The organism is Actinoplanes sp. NPDC051388 (assembly GCF_055586225.1).
The window spans coordinates 15,728-35,364 of the sequence record NZ_JBVJIP010000037.1 but is presented as its reverse complement, the minus strand read 5'-3'; the positions used below and the strand labels follow the sequence as shown (position 1 = coordinate 35,364).

The following is a 19,637-nucleotide window of genomic DNA, read 5'->3' as shown; positions in this document are numbered from 1 at the left end:
CCCCAACACACCCAGAACCCGCCGGACAATCAGCAACGCGATCGTATGAACCACCACACCACCGAGCCTGCCGCACCGGCATCTTCCCAGACCAGAGCCATCACCCTGAAGTGGCATCCCACACGCCTTTCGGGCCGGATTGTCAAATATCGCACCGCTGCCGACCCGGCCCACACCAGAAGCCGCAGCCGGGCTTCGGTCGATCTCGCTGACGGTCCGCCACCGGCGTCATCTCAGGCTGGACCGACCTCAACCTCCGGGAGGAGTGAGACCGGGACGCCGGGTGAAGACCACGGCGTCCGGCTTGATTCAGGGTGAAACGTAACAACCTTTCACTACCAGATGGATGGCGTCGCCGAACTCCGCGTTCGTGCACGGCACCGAGCCGGTGAGCTGGCGGTTGCTGAACGCGCCGTTCAGTCCATACGCGACGGTCCTGGTGCCGGTGACCGTGCAGACGCCGCCCTCGGTCGCGCACGGGGTGTAGCCCTGGGGGCCGCCCGCCGGTGCGACGAAACAGGACTTCAGCGTTCCGTACCGCGGGTCGCCGCCGAACGCCGCGGTGGTGCACGGCTGCACCGAACCCGCCGGGACGGACTGGTAGGCGTAGCCGCCGGGCGCGCCGTACGCGATCATGCCGGTACGGGTGGCGGAGCAGACGCCGTGCTCGCCCGCGCAGGCGGTCCACCCGGCCGGCAGAGCGGTCGTCGAGAGCGGCGTACGAGCGCTGATCGTGGTCTCGAATTTGATCGTCCGTCCGGTTTCCGGGCGGAACGTGGCGCCGGAGTCGCTGCTGTACGCCTCGCCGCCGCCGGGGTAAGGCGCGGCATCGTTGTGGACAAGGCCGTAACAGCCGGTCGTGGTGGCCGATCCGACCAGGACGCCGTAGCGGATCCCGGCGGTCACGGTGATGTCCGGGTGGACTGTCACGGCCCGGGGCGACCAGCCCACCGAGTGCTGCGGAACAACCGTACGGAACAGCGGGGATCCGGTCGGCCGGAACGACTCGTCAGCCGTAACGATCTGCACGTCCAGCCCGGCGTCGGGCGAGCCGCTCTGGAAGGTCGCGTACGTCGCCGAGGTCAGGGTGCCGCTCCGGGACGGGACGAAGGTCTGGACCCGGGCGATGTTCCGGCCGATGTCACACCACGGGCGGTAGCCGGCCATGCCACCGGACTGATCCAGATCCGGCGAGGTCTGCGCGGCGCCGGCCGACCCGGTCGGCAGGCTGAGCGAGAACGTGGCCGGGCAGGTCAGCGGCTGGATGGCCCCGCTGCCGTCGAACGACAGCGGCGCCCAGAAGAAGTTCGCCAACGCCTCGTTCGGGTTCGAGTTGTTCCACAGGTCGCTGCCATACAGGTACGCGGTGCCGGACGTCGTCGGGATCGGTGACACGAACGCCGGCTGGCCACCGCACGAGGTGGTCGTCAGCTTGGTGCCGGCCGACCAGGGACCCAGGGGCGAGGCCGCGCTCCGGTACGACGTACCAGTGGCGCAGTAGCCGCAGTTGGGATCCGAATAGGTGAGATAGTACGTCCCGCCGCGCCGGAACAGGGCCGGCGCCTCGGTCGAAGCCTGCCCGAGCCGGACGTGGGCGCCGGCGCCGGAGAGATAGGTGCTGTCCAGACGCTCGACGACGATGTCGCCGGAGCTCCGCCAATCGGTGTAGGCGAGGTAGCCGGTGCCGTCGTCGTCCACGAAGAGGGTGTGGTCGCCGTTGTTCAGCCCGGCCGGTGGCGCCGTGCTGTTGACCGCCAGCGTCGGCTCGGTGGTCTCGACGTACGGGCCGGTCGGCGTCGTCGCGGTGAATACCCGGAACCCGACGCGGTTGTCGTACACGTTGATCCACAGCACGTACCGCTGGGTGGCGGCGTGGTAGGCGACGTGCGGGCGGTAGCAGCCGTAGGTGGTTCCGTTGCACCGGGTCTGCCAGGTGCTGGAGGTCGGGTCGAACAGGTATCCGCGGTCGGTCCAGTGCACGAGATCGGGCGACGAGTAGACCTTGAAGCCACAGAACGGTGTGCCGTCAACGTTCCAGTTGTAGCCACAGTCGTAGGCGGTGCCGTACAGGTAGTAGACGCCGTCGAAGACCGCGATGTGGCCGTCGTGCGCGTCCACCGCGTTGCCCCGGGTGTCGAACCGCACGACCTGATTGCCGGCGCTGTCGAAGTTCGTCACGGTCGTGATGTAGGCGGCCTGGGCGGCGGCCGGCGCGGAGACGACGGCGGTGACAAGCATCAGCAGGACGACCAGAATCCGGCGCATCGAGGCCTCCACGTTGAAACGTTACATCGTCAACACCCTTACCTTAGATCGACGAGCACCGATGAGTCAACGAGGGCGTGCGCGCCACTGCGGTGAGTCCGCGTATCGGGTCAGGTCCGCGCCGAGTGACCGGCGATCGGCGGTAGATCCGGAGCCCTCGGTCGGGCGACGAGCGTCATTATCATCTGGGGATGCGCATCGAGCCGTTCACCGTCGAGGTGCCCGATGCAGCTCTCGACGATCTGCGGGAGCGCATTCGACACACACGCTGGCCCGATCCGGCGCCCGGGGCGCCATGGGCGCAGGGCACCGACCTCGGGTACCTTCGCGGCCTGCTGGCGTACTGGGCCGACGGGTTCGACTGGCGCGCGCAGGAGCAGTGGCTCAACCGTTTCGAACACCGTGTCGCCGACGTGGACGGCGTACGCATTCATTTCGTCCACCATCGCGCGGCCGGCCCCGGCGGCGGGATGCCGCTGGTCCTCACCCACGGCTGGCCCAGCACGTTTGCCGAGTTGCTTTCGCTGGTCGACCGTCTCGGTGACCGGTTCGATCTGGTCGTGCCGTCCTTGCCGGGCTATGCCTTCTCGCAACGCCCGCCGCGCTCAGGCGTTGACCGGGCGTTCGTCGCTCGACTGTGGCATCGGCTCATGCAGGGTCTCGGGTACGAGCGGTATGGGGCGCACGGCGGCGACTTCGGCGCCGGGGTCGCGACCCACATGGCGCTGTCGCAGCCTGACCGGGTGATCGGGATCCACCTCAGCACACCGGAGATGTGGCCGCATACCGGGTCTGGAACGCCGCCGCTGTCGATCGAGGAGCAGAAGTACGTCGACCACGTCGCCCGATGGGACGACACGGAGCGTGGCTACAGCGCAGTGCAGTCCACTCGGCCGCAGACGTTGGGGTACGGGCTCAATGACTCTCCGGCCGGGCTGGCCGCCTGGGTGCTGGACAAGTGGCGCTCCTGGTCGGATAGCGGCGGCGACCTCGACGCACGGTTCGGTCGCGATGCTTTGCTGACGATGTTGACCATCTGGTGGACGTCCGGGTCGATCACCTCATCAATGCGGGACTACTACGACAACCGTTGGCACGGCACCCCGATCGGCCCGTCGGACTTCGTGGCGGTGCCGACCGCGATGGCGGTGCTCGCCAACGAGTTCGTGCCCGAAGGCGAGCCACCACGATCCTGGTACGAGCGGCTCTACGACATTCGGCGTTGGACGGTCTTTCCCCGCGGCGGTCATTTCGCCGCGGCTGAAGAGCCCGATCTGCTGGCCGGCGACATCGCCGGGTTCTTCAGCGACCTGCGATAGGCCGCGGTCACCGAGCGGACGGCCGCCCCGACCCCGGTGTCGATGACGCGGGGATCAGTGGGACAGGGAGTGGGCGGTCGGGTGGCGGGGCTCGTACAAGCCGAGTTCTCCGCCACCGGGCAGCCTGATGCTGATCAGCAGGCCCCAGCCTCGGTCGCTCGCCGGCCCGGCGAACTCGACCCCGCGCTCGCTCAGCTCGGCCATGGTCGCGGCGAGGTCGTCACACATCAGGTAGAACTCGTGCGCCGGCGGTCCATCGGTCGGGTGCACGGCCAGTTCCCCGGGCGGGGCCTTGAAAATGAGCCAGCCGCGACCCGCATCGACGTGCGGGTACCGCAGCACGTCCCGGAAAAACGCCCGGTCGGCCTCGGCGTCGCGGCTGTAGAGGATCACGTGCCCACCGTTGATCACGTCTCGATGGTAGACCGGGTGGGTCATCGATTGGGGGCATCGGCATTACCACCGGAAGTGCCGCCGCTCCACTCGAACGAGGTGCCGAGGTCGTCGGTGAGGCGAACTCTAACCTCCCGGAATATCAGCTCGCCGGCCATTCGTCCGAGCCGGCCCGGCGCCGCTTGTGCCAGTCGACAACGCCGCGCTCAACCTTGCGCATCACGTTTCTCCGATCGCGGTTGACGAACATGTCTCAGCGCAGTGTGGAGGTCAGGCACTGCCCGGGCATTCCCAGGCTGGTCTTGCGCCGCTGCGGAGCAGTCATGTCACGACCGTAGGAATTCGCGGGATCGGGTACATCCGGCGTGAGACGGGTCTTGCGCCTCCGACTTTAGGATGAGAGCAGAGTGGACGGACCACGAGCCACGCTGAGCTTGCGGGCGATCGAAGACGCGCTGACCGGCGCACGCCGACGCGGGTACTGCGTGAGTTCTCTGTTCGCGAACTGCCGGCGCGCGGCGACCTCCGAGAGTTGCGCCGGCTATCACCAATCGCGGGTGATATTCGTCTAATTGACCGGGTGTGGATCGATGCCCGTATTGTGGCCGGCGGTCGTATCGCCAACTGTGAACGGATCTTATGAACCTCCGCAAGATCGCCGCGCACGGTCTCGCCACCGCCGTCGTCGCCACCGGGATCGCCGTGGCCGCGGCCTCCCCCGCGATGGCCGCGACCAAGACCTACCCGATGTACGACGCAAGCGGCACGCAGCGCACGACCATGTGGTACGAGGACACCAACCAGCAGCTCATGTCCTGCTACCCGAGCGACTTCACGCTGGTCATCGAGGAGCAACTGGACAACGGCAACACCGTCCCGCGCGGTCGAGCAGTTCCAGTGCAACGTGGCCTTCCCGACCGACGGCGGCAGGGTCGTCGCGGTCCGGGGCATCATCGACGGCTTCGCCAACCCCTGGCAGCCGGTCTCCTGAGCCACGCTCGCCGACCCTCACCCCATGGGCGAGGGTCGGCGGGTTCAGACCCGCCATTCTCCCGAGACGCGCCGGCGGACCCTTGACCGCCTGGAGGACAACGCTGCCAAGTAGCGCCGTGTTCGAGGCGGTCTCCCAGTCATCGTTTCCTTCCCGCCACCATCGGTCCTCTTCCGTGGACTCATCGGGCACGTTGGATCCGCCGTCGAACGGGATCCTCGGGCAGGCCGGTCAGCGGCGAGGTGAACCGGTCGCCGTCCGACGATCGTGCACGGGCGCCCACAGGGCGGAGCGCATCGACTTAGTCGACCTCCACCTCGATGCCCCTCGCGTAGAGCGCCGACAGGTCGGCTTCGTCGGCGTACATGTCGATGGCGATCCTTCGCAGGTTCGGCAGATGCGCCACGTCGACGTACGTGGTCGGCGTGAAGTAGTCCTCCTCGCCGCCCCACCCCTCGTCAATCTGGGACCAGATGTCCGCGGCCGGGTCGACCTCCAGCTCGACCACTTGCGCCAGGTCCCCGGGGGTCAGCGGTAGTGCCCGGAAATAGGCCAGCACCTCCTCGGTCGGCCCGTTGGTGTCTTCGATCTCGTGGTCGTCGAACGAGTCGATGAAGGCGTCCCGGTCGAACTTCGGGGTGAGCACCGACTGCTCGTACATCAGGTGGTTGATGACCACGAGCTTGAAGTTCTCGTCGGTGAACACCACCCCGGTGTCGGCCCGCGGCTCGGCGGCGGGTCGCGGGGCGAGCGCGTCGGCCAGCATCGCCGAGAGCTCGGCCAATGCCGGGGTGGACCGGCCCAGATCGAGCAGCATCTCCGGGACCGCCCGGGTGTCCGGGGCGCGGCGCAGCACGCCCGGCAGCGCCGGGCGCTTACCTGTACCCAGCAGCACCTCGCGGACGACCAGCTCGAGCTGGTCGTCGGTCCAGTGCTCGGCGTATGGGCGCAGCCGTACGGCGAGGTCCGGCAGGTCCACCCGGTCCGTGGTGACCAGCAACCCGCGCAGCGTCTCGGCATAGTCGCGGCGGCGGGCTCCGGCGTACGGCATCACGCTGAGCAGCGCGACAAGCCCTTCGAGCGGGTCGGGGTGCCGCTCGAAGACGAGGTCGATCCAGTCGCCCGCGCCGCCCGTGGCGTCGGCGGGCAGCAGGATCGGGCCGAGCCGCACCAGGTCGGCCATGATCGGATCCTGCCGGGCCGCCTGCTGGCGGATGGCCAGCAGCAGCTTTCCGGGCCGCCCGGCGGGTTGCTCGGCTTGGGTCCACCCGGCCAGGAGCGCGAGCACCCGCGTGGCGTTGGCCGCCAACAGCGGGCCGTACGGCGATCCGGCGCCTTTCGGGCTGGCCCACGGATCCTGGGTGAGCACGTGCAGCAGCCGTGCCCCGGTCTTCGGGTCGGCCGCCTCGATCCGGTCCAGCATCGCCGTGTACCACTCGTGAGCGGTCTCGACGTCGCCCGTGGCGGCGGCCCGCCATCCTTCGTGCAGCGGCTCGTACAGGGCGTACGGGCGGGGCTCTTCCGTGGGGCGGAACTTCCCTTCCCCGGGGAATTCGATGGCGGCCGCGTCGATGGAGGCCAGCAGAGCAGGCAAGGCGTCGTGCCCGAAGCAGCGGACCAGGTCGGCCAGGGCGCGCGCCCCGGCGATCCTGGTCGCCGGGTCTGCCGACCGGAGCTGAGCCGCGGCGGCCGCTACGCGAGGAGACATTCGCGGGATGCTACGTCAGGATCGGCGATTTCAGCAGCGCGCACCGGCCCCCGTATTGCATGAGACGGGATCAGATCTGACCGAGGTCGACCTCAATAGCGAAGGGCACAGCCAGTTTCACGACGCCGGTGAAGACTTCGCTGTCGCGGTACCGGCCAGTCGCCGGGTCAAGAACGTACGTGTAAACGATAGGTGCACCAGTGGCGGCCTGCTCAACACGCCAATAGAACTGAATACCAGCCCTCGCGTACTGATCAGCCTTGACGATCCGGTCGGTCGTCTCCGACCCGGGCGAGACCACCTCGACCACAAGAAGCACATGCTCGGGTCGTGTCGGGGTGACGTCGATGGTGTTCGCCCGGTACACCGTCACGTCCGGACGACGGTTGTTCAGCGGCACGTCCTGGAGCCGGACATCGAAGTCAATGTCGGCGTTCCAGTCCGGCCCTGCGGCCACATCCAAGGCGTTCGCCAGAAGCCGGGCCAGGCGATTATGCCGCTTGGACGCGCTCGGACTCACGACGACCATCCCGTCCACGATCTCGATGCCCGCACACTGCTCTTCTGTCCACGCCGCGTACTGCTCGGCCGTAACCTGTTGATGCATCCAGGCAGGCGCGACCATCTCGACGGTCATACACACCTCCTGAATGTGATCCGCTTCCGACTTCAAGATACCGGGACCCCAGCGTTCAGCAGTCCTCTCCACAAGTCTGCACCAATTGTCCCATAATGCGCCGTCTCCCGGCCGTCTCATGTGCCGGGCTGAGACCGATGCGCGGCCTCCGATCTGATCATCTGGCGGCCGGGCTCGATGGGTGCAGGTCAGAGTGGTCGGCGTAGACCCAGCGCTCCACCAGCAGCCCGTCGACGACCCGGACCATGTCCATCCCGAAGGCTTCGAACATCCTGCCGGTCAGTGGTTGGCTCTCACTTTGTCGCCGGGTGAGGGCAACGCAACGGTCAGCATGTGCCCGGAAGGTACCCTGCCACGCATGACCGCAGCGGGCACGACGCGACGCCCGCCGCCGTGGACCTTGATCATGGGCAGTGTCCTGATCGCGGCGTTGCTTGCCGGCCTGGTGTACGTCACAGGACGGCTGGTGCGCAGCGTCCACGCGTATCAGCGCGAACGTGCTGGCGTGTTCACGGTCGCCGCCTGCCAGTACACGCCGGCCCGGAAGGGGTACTGGACGGCTGACTGCGAGGGTGACTTCCGGTCCGACGACGGCACCCTTTCCGTCGGTGGCGTCACGGTGAGCTTCCAGCGCAGCTCGAACATCGAGATCGATCCGATCGCCGGCGCGAGGTGGCGGGCGAGGCTCGCCGGCCCGGACGACCACACGGCAAAGCTCAGCCAGGATGTCGTGCTCATATGGAGTTTGCCGGTGACGCTCGGCGCCGTTCTCCTCGCCTGGCTCATCGCCCAGGTCGTGTGGCTGGTCCGGGAGTACCGGCGCCGTTCCGCCCCGATAGGCCGGGGCGTGGCACGACATGGACCGTGATGTCTGCGGCTATGAGCGTGGTACCTGCCGAGGAGCCTCAGGGCGCCGCAGCGAGCATAGACACGCTGGCGGATCCGGTGTTGCTGACGTATAGGTAGCCACCATCGGGACCTCGGCCGATCCAGCGGGGGTCGTTGCCGGCCGCTACCCGGTCCGTGACGGTGTTGGTTGCGGTGTCGAACGTCATCACACAGCTCGCCGACCACGGTCGGATGCCACGGCCGGAGCCCGAGTTCGCCACGAAGACGGTGCGTCCGTCACCGGCGAAGGCCATGCCGCGCGGGTGCAGGCCGACGGTGATGGTGGCGATGACCCGACGCTGCCCTGTCTCGATGACCGAAACCGTGCCGCCGATGGTGTTGGTGACATAGGCGGTTCCCTCGTCGGCAGAGATCAACATGCCGCGGGGCTCATCGCCCACCGTAATGGTGTCGGTCACGGCCCCGGCGGCCACATCGATCACGGATACCGAATCTGAGCCCGAGTTGGCGACATAAGCCGTTCGCCCGGTCCGGGTGAACTCGACTCCGCGTGGCGCCAGGCCCACCGGGATGGTTGCGGTGACGGAGTGGGTCGCGGTGCTGATCACGCTGATCGCGTTCGAACCGGTGCTGCTGATGTAGGCGATCGACTCGTCGGGGGACATCGCTACCCAGCGAGGATTCCGACCGACCGGAATTGTCTTGACGACCCGGCGAGTCGTCGTCTCGATGACGCTGACGCTACTGGAATCGCGATTGGCGACGTAAGCGAACGACCCATTCCCCCCGAACGCCACGCCGTACGGGAATCGGCCGACGTGAATGGTCGCCGTCACGGTTCTGGCGGGCACGTCAATGACGGACACGGTGTTCGAGCCGGCGTTGGCGACATAGGCCGATGTGAAGCCGGGTGCGAACGCGACACCCCGCGGATTCAGGCCGACCGGGATGTGGGCCAGCACCACCGGCCGCCGCGCAGTGGTCGTTGCCGGTGCGGCAGCCGATTTCGGCGCCACTGAGCAGCGCGGCGCCGCGGCGTACGCCCCGATGACGCCGGTGACGGCCAACCCCACCGCCGCGAGACAAAGCGCCGAGGCCGCCACCGCGGCAACGCGCGTGAACGGAGGTCGAGTTGTGAGCGGAAGCAGGGAGTTCAGAATGCGGCTGCTCTTCCATTCTGAGAACATCGGCTCAGGCTTTCTCTGCTGCTGGGCCCGACTTCGCCCGGTCGGTCTCGGCGGCCAGTGACGGGGTCGGGTGCGTCGGATCCGGCGACCCCACGGGTTGCGCGTCGACCGGCTCGCGCCGGTCGCCGAGTGCGGCGCGCTGGGCGTCGTCCGGTTCCCGGATCGAGCCGGCACCGGTCGGCCGGCCTTCACGCAGTGCCGCCGCCTGCCCGTTGGCCGGGGGATCTGACGTCAGGTCGCCACGCTTTCGTTGGAATACGAGCAGGTACAGCGCGACGGGTAGTGCGTAGTCGCCTGCGCGTTCCACGAACTGGAACAGCTCCTGCCCCACAAGTGGGCGAAGAAGCTCGGTTCCGATCTTCCAGAACAGTACGAAGATCAGGAGGCCGCGTCCGGGCCTGATGATCACCGCCACCCCGAGAAGGATCTCGAACCAACCGAACACCGCCATCAGGTGGGCGGAGTCAACCGCCCATGGCGGGACGCCGAGATAGTTGAAGAAGTCGTACCACTCCGCCTTGCGGACCGCTGCGCCGAATCCGCCGTGACCGATCAGCAGGAGCCCGAGTCCAAGACGCATCGTCCAGTTGAGGGCGGTGGCGAGGCGGTCATCGATGGCCTGTGGGGGTCTGGCCGGCGTCAACCACGCGCGCACGGACCAGCCGCCCCATCCGACCAGCATCAAGAACGCGATGGGCATCGCGGCGTTTCCCCCACGCTCCCATACCTCGTACCACGACTCGCCCGCGGCCGGACGCAGAAAAGCGGTGAACGTTCCCCAGACCGCGGCATACAGCAGGACCAGGCGAATCGGGAAGAACAGAACAAGAAGTCCAGCGATCACATCGATCGTGCCGGTCACGTAGAACATGTAATTCCACGCGAAGTCCGGCTCGATGCCGAATAGCGCGTAATAGGGAAGCCACGGACCTCGGGTCAGTCCCGCGAACCCGTGTCCTATGAACTCGGCCGCCACACCGATGCGCAGGACCCAGTAAATTTTGGTCGCGATCGGCGTGGCCGTTGCCACGCGCACCCAGCCATTGCGTCGCCGGCCGACGTCCAGGGCGGTGGGCGCGTTATTTCGGCTCCCCATGGCCGCCTCGAATAGTCATGCTCTACGGAGGCCGTCACCACCGGTATCCGGCCCGGCCATACATTGACGGCAGCCTATTGTCTGCCGACGCCGTAGCTGGACGGTGAGCTGGCTGGCCTCGGGCAGCGGGATGTGGAGTGCCCCGCGTTTTCGGACAGGCTCGTTTGGTGTTAATTCATGCGGCGAGCTGCCGACTACGTGCAGGGGGAACCAGCTGGTGAGCGGCGGGCCGCCACGGCCCCGGAAGGGCCCCCGCGCTCCCCTCGGTCCGGCCGCGCGGCCTTTGGTGCGACGGATCTGGTTCGTCGCCGCGTTGGTCGCGACCCTGGTGGTGCCCGTCCAGGTCCGGGCCGCGCCACAAACCGAGTCGATGTAACGAACGCCGGGCTCGGGCTGTCGGCCCGGGCCCGGCGAGCACCGGTTCTCGGTCGCGAAGGCGACCGGCCGTGCTACCCCGGTAGCGGGACGCCGGCCATCGGTCGCGACCGTGGGTGCTCCCCGGCGGCGCGGGCGGAACCTAGCGTCGAACCCATGATTGAAGTACAAGACCTGGTCAAACGTTACGGCGCGACCACCGCCGTGGACGGCCTGTCGTTCGCCGTCCGGCCGGGGCGAGTGACCGGCTTCCTCGGGCCGAACGGTGCCGGCAAGTCCACCACGATGCGGATGATGATCGGGCTGGACCGCCCGACGTCGGGTACGGCGACGGTCAACGGCCGCCCGTACCGGGCATTCCCGGCCCCGCTGTGTGAGGTCGGGGCGCTGCTGGAGGCGCGCTCGATACACCGCGGGCGCAGCGCCCGGAACCATCTGCTGGCGCTGGCTCGGACGCACGGGCTGCCTGCCGGGAGGGTCGACGAGGTGCTGGCCGTCGCCGGGATCGCCGCGGTCGCGCACCGCAGGGCGGGCGAGTTTTCGCTCGGCATGGGCCAGCGGCTCGGCATCGCCGTCGCGCTGCTCGGCGATCCGGCCGTCGTGATCCTGGACGAGCCGGTCAACGGGCTTGACCCCGACGGCGTGCTCTGGATCCGGACGCTGCTCAAGGAACTTGCTGCCGAGGGCCGTACGGTCCTGGTCTCCAGCCATCTGATGAGCGAGATGGCCGTGACCGCGGAACACCTCCTGATCGTCGGCGGCGGGCGGCTGCTCGCCGACACGACCGTCGCCGAGCTGATCGCCCGGGTCGAGGTGGGGCGGGTGCTGGTCCGGTCGCCGGACGCCACCGCCCTGCGGGACGTCCTGCTCGGCCGCGGGGCGACGGTGACGGGGCTGGAGCCCGGGCTGGTGGAGGTCGACGGGCTCGCCGCCGAGACGATCGGTGCGGCCGCGGCCGAGCATCGCCTCGTGCTGCACGAGCTGACCCCTCGCCGGGCCTCGCTGGAGCAGGCCTACATGGAGCTGACCCGATCATGAGCGCCTACCGGATCACTTTCCCGCGCGTCGTCCGTGCTGAGTGGACCAAACTGTTCGCGCTGCGCTCGACCTGGGTGGTAGCGGGCACGATCACCCTGCTCACTGTTGCCCTGGCCGGGGCGACCGGGCGGCACGCGCACCGGGCCGACGTCTCGGGCGCCCTGCTCGGTATCGACTTCGTCGCCCTGGTCCTGGGCGTGTTCGGGATCATGATGATCACCGGCGAGTACGGCTCCGGCCTAATCCGGGCGACGTTCGCGGCGGTGCCGCGCCGGCTGCCGGTGCTGCTGGCCAAGGCAGTCGTGCTGACCGCGGCGGCCGTACCGCTCATGGTCGTGATCTGCACCGCGGCGCTCGCTGCGAATCGGCTCCTCGCCGGGCAGGACGGGCCGCCTGGGACGAACGTGGTTCGGACCTCCAGCGGTGCCGTCGCGGCCTCGGTGGCGTTCGCCCTGCTCGGCCTGGGCGTCGGCGCGTTGCTGCGGCACACCGCGACCGCGATCACCGTGTACGTGCTGTCCATGTTGCTCCTGCCCGCGCTGCTGCAGGCCGCCCTGCCGGATCGGCTGGGCGAGGACATCGTCCGCTACGTCCCCGTCGCCGCCGCCCAGGCGATGTACACGACCGGCGACAATCCGTTCCGGATGCTGGCCGCCGGCCCGGCCACGCTGGTGACCGTCGCGTGGGTAGCGGCCGTGCTCGCCCTCGGCGGCATGGTGCTGTGGCGGCGGGACCCGTGAGAATGGGCGGATGAGGATGCGCGAGCTCAGCGTGGCCGCCCGGCGCTACCCGGGGGTGCTGGACGCGGTGGTGGCCCTCGCCGCCGCCGCGGCCTGCGGCCTCATCCTGACCGGCCGGACCGGCGCGACGGTCACCCAGACCGACCTGCTGGACTGGGCGTCGGTCGCGCTGCTCCCGGTGCCGCTCCTGTGGCGGCGCCGGGCGCCGGTGCTGGTCTTCTGGTCGGTCATGGTGCTGCTCGTCGGCGCCCAGTCCCTCGGCGCCCAATCCCCGGCGGCGATCCTCGTCCCGCTGATCGCGCTACACGCCGTCGCCCGGCACCGTCCCGTCCGGTACGTGTGGCCGGCCGTCGCCGGCACGATCCTGCCCGGATTCGGCGGCCGGCTGGACGACAGCACGGCCTGGGGTGCCTTCGTCGCGGTGTCCGCGATCACCGTCTCGACCGCCCTGGTGGGCATGAACCAGCGCACCCGCCACGCCTACCTCAGCGAACTCGAGTCCCGGGCCGACCGGCTCGCCCGGGAAAGCGACCAGCAGGCCAGGCTGGCGGTCGCCGAGGAGCGGGCCCGGATCGCCCGCGAGATGCACGACGTGGTCGCCCACCACATCGCGGTGATGGTGGCCCTGTCCGACGGCGCGGCGGCTACGCTGCCGGCCTCCCCGCAGCGGGCGGCGGGCGTGCTGACCCAGGTGTCGGCCACGGGACGGCAGGCCCTCGGCGAGATGCGCCGGCTGCTGGGGGTGCTTCGCAGCTGCACCGACGGACGGGCGCCGCAGCCTGGCCTCGGCGACCTCGACGCGCTGCTGGACCGGATCCGTGCGGCCGGAGTCCGGATCACGCTGGTCCGCGAGGGCCTGCCCGGCCCGTGGGGACCCGGCGCGGGCCTCGTGGTCTACCGGATCGTCCAGGAGGCGCTCACCAACACGCTCAAACACGCCGGCCCCGGCGCCGACGCCGAGGTCCGGCTCCGGTACACGGCGGACGGCGCAGAGATCGAGGTGGTCGACGACGGCGCCGGGCGGACGGCGCCGGGCCCGGCCGGCGCCGACCGGCACGGCCTGACCGGGATGCTGCAGCGGGCCACGTCGTACGGCGGCCGGATCGAGGCCGGCCCCCGCTCCGGCCCTGGCTGGCGAGTAACGGCCCACCTGCCGTTCAGCAGCGACAACGCGCCGGTGGACGTCGGCTCATGAATGTCTCCGTGTTGCTGGTCGACGACCAGCCCTTGGTGTCGCTGGGCTTCCGGCTGGTGCTGGAGGCGCAGCCGGACGTCACGGTCGTCGGCGAGGCGGGCAACGGCGCGCAGGCCGTCGCGATGACCCGGGCATTGCGGCCGGAGGTGGTGCTGATGGACGTCCGCATGCCGGTGATGGACGGAATCGAGGCCACCCGGGCCATCGTGGAGTCCGGCAGCCCGGCCCGCGTGCTGGCGCTTACCACCTTCGACCTGGACGAGTATGTCTATGCGGCGTTGCGCGCGGGCGCCAGCGGCTTCCTGCTCAAGGACGTCCTCCCGGCCGACCTGGTGACCGCGATCCACGCGGTGGCCGGCGGGCACGCGGTCGTGGCGCCGGCCGTCACCCGCCGGCTGCTCGACGCCTTCATGCCGCACCTGCCCGACCCGTCGACCGGGCGTTCACCCACCGCCGAAGTGCTGCACCGGCTCACCGGCCGCGAGCGCGAGGTCCTCGACCTGGTGGCCCGGGGCTGTACGAACACCGAGATCGCCGGCGCGTTGACGCTGTCGGAGGCGACGGTGAAGGGGCACGTGGGCCGGCTGCTGGCCAAGCTCGGCCTGCGTGACCGGGTGCAGATCGTGGTCTTCGCGTACGAGCACGGCGTCGTCGCCCGCGGCGGCTAGCCTCGGTCTTTCGCTAACCGTTGTTCATGGTGGTTGAGGCGGTTTGTTGATCTCTGCGCGGTCGCGTGGCGTGGTGGGCGTGGTTGTGGCCCGGCGCTGTGGTCGGGTTCCTCCGTGCGTGTCTGCGGGTCGCGGCAGTCGTGTCAGATGCTGAAGCGTGGCAGTGCGGCGAGGCGGCCGAACGCGGCGGCGAGATCCGTCGCCCAGGCCAGGTTCGGCGATGCTTAGCCGGTCCAGTTCCCCGGTCATCCGTTCGAGGTCGCCATCGCTGACCGCGCGAATGATCGAGTCCTCGGAGGCCGAGCGCAGTGCCGCGCGCCAGGCTTCCGGCGAGGCCGCCAAGAGCCGGTCGAGTTCCGGAGGCAGAACGCGGCGGATGAGGATGCTCGCAGTTGGTAGCGGCACTTTCATGGACGGCCCTTTTGCTGCCTTCACGAAGGAAACCCCGTAGTGGTCGCGTAGCCAAGAGCGGTGCGCGTCGTTCTAAAGAGCATCCCGGGTCCCGGCCGAAGGTCAGTCGCATTTCCGCGGCCCCGGTCTGGAGCGCTCAGATCCGGACCGGTGATGTCGATGTACTGCGCGGCCACCTCGCCAGGGCCCGTGGTGCTGCCGACGCCTGCCCGGCGGCGCACCCAAGCCCAATGCTCGCGTGTCCACGCGATGCGCGACTACGGCGGACCCGAGCCCGACCCGACGATCTGTGCCCGGCCCCACGGGTCGCTTCCTACTGGGTCGGCGGCTCACTCCGGTGGGAGCCGCCGTGCGCAGGCCCGACGCGACCATGACGCCACCATGACGCTGACGCGGAGCCTTCTTGCAGCGCAGCCGATCCATCGGCGGCGCGGACGAAAGGAAGTTCCGTGACTCACAGTCCACGAAGACACTTGATGTTCGGGGCCGTTGCGTTCGCCGTCACCGCGGCCGCGCTGACGGTGCCGCCAGGTCCGGCGCAGGCCGTGGCCGACCCGCAACGCGAGCAAGGCTCGAGCGCCAACGACGCCACCTCACCCAAAGACGCGATCGCGTCCTGCACCGGCAACGACCGGCTCGTCGGGATGGGCGCGACGATCGAAAACGGGCGAGGCAACGTCCTGCTGACCCAGATGGTGCCTGACCTCGCGACCGACTCGGTGACGGCGACAGGGGTCGAGAACGTCGCCGTGGCTTCCGCGTGGCAGGTGATCGCATGGGCCATCTGCGCGCCCGCCGGCACCGAACCGGCCAACCTGCAGATCGAGGAGAACTTCGCCGCCTCGGTCCCGGCCTCACCGAAGATCGTCGACGCCACCTGCACGGGGAACGCGGTGGCCCACAGCGTCGGCTTCGCGCTGACCGAGGATTCCGGGCAGGTCGCCATCGATGAGGTCAAATTCGACTCGAACCTCACCACCGGAACGGTCACCGCGTACACGAACAACGCGGCGGCCGGCAGCTGGGGCCTGCGGACATTTGTCATCTGCGGGGACCCGCCTCTCAACGCCCCAGTCCTGAAAACGTGGGTCAGCGCGCGTAATTCGATCACGCCCAAGACCGAGACCACACCGACCTGCGGCGGCACAGCCCAGGTCCACGGAGTCGGCGCGGTGGTCACCGGCGCCGTCGGTGACGCCTCGATCGCGACGCTGAATCCGCCGCCGCAGCTCCTCGCCGCCGAGGCCACGGTCCGGGAGATCGGCACTACCGCCGTCGACTGGCAAGTGGAGGTACAGGCATTCTGCGCTGAGTGACGCACGGATTCCGGACGGAGACCGGCTCTGCGGCTCCGTCCGGATCAGCGCGGATAAACAGGACAGCACTCAACGGTTGTTGTGCCGTGGATGCTGTTGTTGACGTTCCAGGGGGTTTATCTCGACAACTTGGCCGCAGAGTCCGACTGGTGACCACGCAGGGACCGGTCCGGGCGTGTGGCTACGAGTTGAGCGTAGTCAAGACCGTCTCGACAGCAGCGTTGACACGCTGCTGGCCTTCGGGGGTGTGGCTCCGTTGCTGTCGGATGGCAAGCTCATGTCCCGTGATCGATGATTTCACGAAAAGCCATCTGCACACCCAGCTCAGGCGGATACGTCAGGCGCTGATCTGGAAACTCGACGGCCTGTCCGAGTACGACATTCGGCGCCCGTTGGCAGCGACGGGGACCAACCTCCTTGGCCTGGTGAAGCACATGGCGACCGTGGAGGCATGGTATTTCGGCGAGGTCTTCGACCGCCCATCCCCGGTGCCGCTGGGGCGATGGCAGGACGCGGACGGCAGCGACCTGTGGGTGACCCCGGACGAGACCAGCGAGCAGATCATCGACTTCTATCAGCGCGCTTGGGAACATGCGGACGCGACAATCAAGGAGCTTGCTCTCGACGCGCCTGGCCACGTGCCGTGGTGGTCGCGGCCCGAGGTGAAGCTATTCAACGTCATGGTCCATATCCTTCAGGAGACCGCCCGGCATGCCGGGCAGGCCGACATCCTGCGTGAGCAGATCGACGGCCGGACCGGGGTGGCGGCAGAGTACGAGGAACAAATCGACACGGCGGCGCGCGCGAGGCATACCGGGCGAAAGTCGAGCGGGCTGCTCAGGAAGCGGCCGATGACTCGGACCATGCTGACTCGTCCGACGTACAGGGCACGGTAGGGACCGCGCCGTGAGAAGTTTAGATCTTGTAGAGGCTCGCCCATGAGGGCGGTCATCGTCGCGGCGGCGGTGGCGTTCATGATCTCGCTGTTCGGCACGCCGGTGGCGATCCGAGTCTTCACGGCGCTCAAGGCGGGACAGCCGATTCGATCGATCGGGCTCGCCAGCAACGAAGGCAAGAAGGGCACCCCGACGATGGGCGGCGTCGTCTTCATCGTGGCGACCGTCTTCGCCTACGTTGCTGGGCACATCGCATTGACCACCCTGCCCGAACGGCAGATTGCGCAGGAGGGGCCGACCATGACGGCTCTCGTCCTGCTCGGGCTGTTCGTCTTCTGCGGCGCGGTCGGTTTCCTCGACGACTTGCTCAAGGTGCGCCGGCGCAACTCCGACGGCCTGTCTGCCAAAGGCAAGCTGCTCGGCCAAGCGATCGTCGGCGGCGGGTTCGGCATCGCGGCGCTCTACTGGGCCAGCACCAACGGCCAGACCGTGGCCAGCGAGCACATCTCGCTGATCCGAGACATCAGCTGGTTGAACGTCGGCAAGGTCGGCTCAGTGATGGTGTTCGTCTTCGTGATCACCGCGATGTCGAACGGCGTGAACCTCACCGACGGCCTCGACGGCCTGGCCACCGGCGCGTCGGTCCTGGTGCTCAGCGCGTACGCGCTGATCGGCTTCTGGCAGTACCGGCACTGGTGCGGTGACACCGACTACGCGGTGCACAACGCCTACTGCTACCAGGTGCGGGACCCACTGGAGATCGCGATGATCGCTGCGGCGGCTGCCGCCGCCTGCGTGGGCTTCCTGTGGTGGAACACGTCCCCAGCGCGGATCATCATGGGTGACGTGGGCGCGCTCGGGCTCGGCGCCCTGATCGGCGGGCTTGCGGTGGCCACCCGCACTACGCTGCTCTCCATCATGATTGGCGGGCTCTTTGTCCTCATCACGGTGACCTGGGTGATCCAGATTGTCTCGTTCCGGACCACCGGTAGACGTGTCTTCCGGATGGTGCCGTTGCACCACCATTTCGAGCTGGCCGGGTGGAGCGAGGTCAATATTGTGGTCCGGTTCTGGATCGTGGCCGGCGTCTGCGTGGCAGTCGGCCTGGGCCTGTTCTACTCGGATTTCCTGGCCGTCGTCGGATAAGGTCACGCGACACGCCCTTGTCGTGCCGCAGACGGCGGTCCGCACGGGGCAGCCTGGTCTCACCAGGGTGCCCCGGCGCCCGACCCGGTCCTGACAGTTGGTTTCAGGGGGCAAGCTCGTCCAGCAGCCCTGCTATACGCCTTGCGATGGCGTTGTGCCGTTCGACCTCACGTAGCCAGCCGCGCTGCGTGGCGTCCTCGGCTGCCCGTCAACGTCTTGTTACGGTCGCGTGGCGCCAGCAGGCCGGTCAGATACTTACGGATACCTCGCCGCTGGGCCAGCCGGGAGAACAACTCATCGAAGCACGCCGCATAATCCTCCAACGGACCCGCGGCCGGCGGCCGGCCGAGAAGGACAGCCAGGTCGCGACGATCCCTTCGCCAACAACCGTCGGTGAGTGTTCTGGGGATCGACGCCGCACCACTGCGCGGCACGCCACTAACCGGCCCGACCCAGCCGCCGCAATGCCATCGACGCATGTCCACGCATGGTCGCCGCCGACGGCAACCGTGACGGCAACCCGGGCCGCCAACGGCGAACTTGTACACCCGATCGCTACTGAAAGGAGGATGCCGCCCGGACTGGTCCATCGGCATCCGGTTGGGCAGCGTAGGAGACAACGGTGTCATCATCCCACAGGAACACCGAACCCCGAGGGCCCAATGATTCCCAAATTTGCGCCAGCTCCTGATCGCTGGCGATGTGCTCCACGCTCAACGGGAAAACGCCCAGGTCGCGAAAGACCCGCACGTTGGCCAGTAGCGGTTCCTCGCCGAGAACGGCGGATATCGGCTGCCCCGAGCACTCCGAACGTCGGACTAGCCGAGGGCATCGGAAGACCGCGTAGAGGGCTCTGGGAATGAAGGCTCGTTGCACGGCCTCCAGATCTCCGAGTGAGGCAACGTGGTGCCAGCGCTCGCCTCCGAATCCCGCCGCCCACTGCTGGAGAATCAACATTTCTCCGGCTCCCGAGTCGACATCCATCCGCATTTCGCGCCAAAATCCATCGTCGGCTGGCGGATAATAGGAGAAACTTGTCCTATCAATGGCATACGGCGACGAGTCGACCAACTCCGCAGCCAGTGAGATAAGTTCATCCAGTTCCGGTCCAACCGTTCCTACGTAGATCACGTCCTCGGCCACATGCACCTCGACGAGGTCGGTGACGAGGCGGCACCAAAACTCCGCACTTGCGATCATTTTGTTAATCAAGGAAATTGCCGCGACTGCGGTAAGCGAGTGACCGTCATGGTATTCGGAGGCTGGCCAGCGTGAGGCCCGGCTCCACACCTCTGGCTCGCGCACCGCGACCGAAGAATCTGTCGTCAAGGCGAAAAGACGCTCGAGCACGGCGGCCGAATCGTCCGACAATCGACCACCAACGGTGTAGATCACCCACCAGCGACA

Annotated in this window: 15 protein-coding genes and 1 pseudogene; 9 read left to right on the top strand and 7 right to left on the bottom strand. The window is 68.3% G+C overall.

The genetic code is table 11. The annotated features are described in order from the left end of the window. Positions 1-309: 309 nt before the first annotated feature. Positions 310-2,265 (bottom strand): family 43 glycosylhydrolase, encoded by a 1,956-nt coding sequence (locus tag ACZ6TI_RS47805; RefSeq protein ID WP_465351977.1) that lies wholly within the window; start codon positions 2,263-2,265, stop codon positions 310-312. A gap of 191 nt (positions 2,266-2,456) precedes the next feature. Between ACZ6TI_RS47805 and ACZ6TI_RS47800 the strand changes: the two genes are divergently transcribed. Next, positions 2,457-3,584: an epoxide hydrolase family protein gene (locus tag ACZ6TI_RS47800; protein WP_465351976.1), complete on the top strand. Its 1,128-nt coding sequence runs from the start codon at positions 2,457-2,459 to the stop codon at positions 3,582-3,584. Positions 3,585-3,638: 54 nt separating this feature from the next. On the opposite strand, the gene ACZ6TI_RS47795 is transcribed toward ACZ6TI_RS47800, so the two are convergent. The 3 genes from ACZ6TI_RS47795 to ACZ6TI_RS47785 form a co-directional block, all read right to left on the bottom strand. Beyond that, on the bottom strand, positions 3,639-3,995 hold the full coding sequence (locus tag ACZ6TI_RS47795) for a VOC family protein (RefSeq protein ID WP_465351975.1): 357 nt from the start codon (positions 3,993-3,995) through the stop codon (positions 3,639-3,641). Positions 3,996-5,269: 1,274 nt separating this feature from the next. Further along, the gene (locus tag ACZ6TI_RS47790; protein ID WP_465351974.1) at positions 5,270-6,676 is read right to left on the bottom strand and encodes a DUF6892 domain-containing protein; all 1,407 of its coding nucleotides are present in this window, start codon (positions 6,674-6,676) and stop codon (positions 5,270-5,272) included. A gap of 70 nt (positions 6,677-6,746) precedes the next feature. Then, entirely contained in the window at positions 6,747-7,313 is a 567-nt protein-coding gene (locus ACZ6TI_RS47785) for a Uma2 family endonuclease (protein WP_465351973.1), read from the bottom strand. A gap of 181 nt (positions 7,314-7,494) precedes the next feature. On the opposite strand from ACZ6TI_RS47785, the gene ACZ6TI_RS47780 reads away from it, so the two are divergent. Then, positions 7,495-8,181, top strand: a complete 687-nt coding sequence (locus tag ACZ6TI_RS47780) for a hypothetical protein (protein WP_465351972.1) — start codon at positions 7,495-7,497, stop codon at positions 8,179-8,181. Between the two features lie 37 nt (positions 8,182-8,218). On the opposite strand, the gene ACZ6TI_RS47775 is transcribed toward ACZ6TI_RS47780, so the two are convergent. Both ACZ6TI_RS47775 and ACZ6TI_RS47770 read right to left on the bottom strand, forming a co-directional pair. After that, the gene (locus tag ACZ6TI_RS47775; RefSeq protein WP_465351971.1) at positions 8,219-9,349 is read right to left on the bottom strand and encodes a beta-propeller fold lactonase family protein; all 1,131 of its coding nucleotides are present in this window, start codon (positions 9,347-9,349) and stop codon (positions 8,219-8,221) included. 4 nt (positions 9,350-9,353) lie between these two features. Beyond that, positions 9,354-10,385, bottom strand: coding sequence for a hypothetical protein (locus ACZ6TI_RS47770; protein WP_465351970.1), 1,032 nt, complete (start codon positions 10,383-10,385; stop codon positions 9,354-9,356). A 591-nt stretch (positions 10,386-10,976) separates the two neighbouring features. Here ACZ6TI_RS47770 and ACZ6TI_RS47765 point away from each other — a divergent pair. The 7 genes and pseudogenes from ACZ6TI_RS47765 (at position 10,977) to mraY (ending at position 18,230) form a co-directional block, all read left to right on the top strand. After that, entirely contained in the window at positions 10,977-11,858 is an 882-nt protein-coding gene (locus tag ACZ6TI_RS47765; protein WP_465351969.1) for an ABC transporter ATP-binding protein, read from the top strand. Then, positions 11,855-12,598: a hypothetical protein gene (locus tag ACZ6TI_RS47760; RefSeq protein WP_465351968.1), complete on the top strand. Its 744-nt coding sequence runs from the start codon at positions 11,855-11,857 to the stop codon at positions 12,596-12,598. The genes ACZ6TI_RS47765 and ACZ6TI_RS47760 overlap by 4 nt, the downstream gene beginning before the upstream one ends. A gap of 10 nt (positions 12,599-12,608) precedes the next feature. Continuing rightward, positions 12,609-13,793, top strand: a complete 1,185-nt coding sequence (locus tag ACZ6TI_RS47755) for a sensor histidine kinase (RefSeq protein WP_465351967.1) — start codon at positions 12,609-12,611, stop codon at positions 13,791-13,793. Further along, entirely contained in the window at positions 13,790-14,461 is a 672-nt protein-coding gene (locus tag ACZ6TI_RS47750) for a response regulator (RefSeq protein WP_465351966.1), read from the top strand. The genes ACZ6TI_RS47755 and ACZ6TI_RS47750 overlap by 4 nt, the downstream gene beginning before the upstream one ends. Before the next feature lie 887 nt (positions 14,462-15,348). Further along, positions 15,349-16,188 (top strand): hypothetical protein, encoded by an 840-nt coding sequence (locus ACZ6TI_RS47745; protein WP_465351965.1) that lies wholly within the window; start codon positions 15,349-15,351, stop codon positions 16,186-16,188. Positions 16,189-16,472: 284 nt separating this feature from the next. Then, a pseudogene (locus ACZ6TI_RS47740) lies at positions 16,473-17,098 on the top strand (DinB family protein). 28 nt (positions 17,099-17,126) lie between these two features. Further along, the gene (gene mraY, locus ACZ6TI_RS47735) at positions 17,127-18,230 is read left to right on the top strand and encodes a phospho-N-acetylmuramoyl-pentapeptide-transferase (protein ID WP_465351964.1); all 1,104 of its coding nucleotides are present in this window, start codon (positions 17,127-17,129) and stop codon (positions 18,228-18,230) included. 555 nt (positions 18,231-18,785) lie between these two features. Here the strand turns inward: mraY and ACZ6TI_RS47730 are convergent. Beyond that, the gene (locus ACZ6TI_RS47730) at positions 18,786-19,625 is read right to left on the bottom strand and encodes a hypothetical protein (RefSeq protein ID WP_465351963.1); all 840 of its coding nucleotides are present in this window, start codon (positions 19,623-19,625) and stop codon (positions 18,786-18,788) included. Positions 19,626-19,637: the final 12 nt, after the last annotated feature.